This is a genomic window from Acetobacter papayae JCM 25143, from assembly GCF_000613285.1.
GTDB lineage: Bacteria > Pseudomonadota > Alphaproteobacteria > Acetobacterales > Acetobacteraceae > Acetobacter > Acetobacter papayae.
On sequence record NZ_BAIN01000159.1, the window covers coordinates 1 to 1,099 of the forward strand.

At 67.9% G+C, this 1,099-nt stretch carries 1 protein-coding gene and 1 pseudogene; both read left to right on the forward strand.

Annotation, left to right across the window (positions count from 1 at the left end; all coding sequences use genetic code 11):
• Nucleotides 1–896, forward strand: a pseudogene (locus tag JCM25143_RS24520) (hypothetical protein); the annotation flags it as partial.
• A partial coding sequence (locus tag JCM25143_RS21150; RefSeq protein ID WP_148300162.1) for a hypothetical protein occupies nucleotides 893–1,099 on the forward strand: 207 nt, incomplete at its 3' end. The pseudogene JCM25143_RS24520 and the gene JCM25143_RS21150, both read left to right, overlap by 4 nt.

Below are 1,099 nucleotides of genomic sequence, written 5' to 3' on the forward strand. Positions count from 1 at the left end.
GGCAGGGGCTCGACCCGTTGGACCTGCCGCCCGCCGTAGGGGGCATGACGCGGCAGGCAGCGCTGACACGTCTTGTTTTGCAGGCGGAAGGCGCATTTGGTACCCGCCCCACGCTCGATCAGGCATGGCCGCTGGCGGGCGCGCTCGCAACACTCATGGACGAGGCCGAGTGGGCCGGTGTTTCCCTGAGCGAGCGCCTGCCCGGCGCGGTGCAGGACGATTTTGCCCAGCACTGGCAGATTATTCTGCGGTTTCTGGAAATCATTACCGAGCAGTGGCCTGTCTGGCTGGCCAGTCAGGGGTTGATGAACCCGGTTGCCCGGCAGGTTGCGCTATTGCGCGCGCAGGCGGCCCTGTGGCGGGGTATGGCGGCACGGGGGGACGAGGGACGGCTATGGGCGGCAGGGTTTACCCACGCCATGGCCCCAACGGCGGAGGCATTGGCGGCGGTTCTGGCCTGTCCTGGTGGTCGGGTGATTTTACCCGGACTGGACATGAACATGCCTGATGCCGTGTTCGATACCCTGCCCGATAGTCACCCTCAGGCCGGTCTGGCCCGTTTGCTGGCGGCCCTTGGCCATGGGCGCGCGCAGGTGCGGGTATGGGACCGGGCGCAGGAACCATTGCGGGCCACCGCGCCAGCCGTTCCTGTTCGGGCTGGAATGGCAGGGACAGGCGGTGGCGAGGCCGATGAGGCTGAAACCGCGCGGCGGGCCGCCCGTTCGGCTGTTCTGTCGCGGGTCATGCTGCCCGCCACAGCGCTGGATGACTGGGTGCTGCGTGAGGGCGAGGGCACCAATGCGGCCAGCCCCGCACAGGCGCTGAGGCATTGCTGCCGGGTGTCGTACGTATCAGCGCGCAGGACGAGCAGGAAGAAGCGCTGGCCATCAGCATGATCATGCGTGATGCCATCGCGCATGAGGGGCGCACGGTGGCCCTTATTACACCGGACAGGGTTCTGGCCTCACGGGTGGTAACGGAACTCGCCCGCTGGGGCGTGCTGGCGGATGACAGCGCGGGCATGGCGCTGGCGGATACACCCGGTGCCGTGCTGCTGCGGCTGATTGCCCGGCTGGTGGAAAGCCGCTTTGCCCCCGTG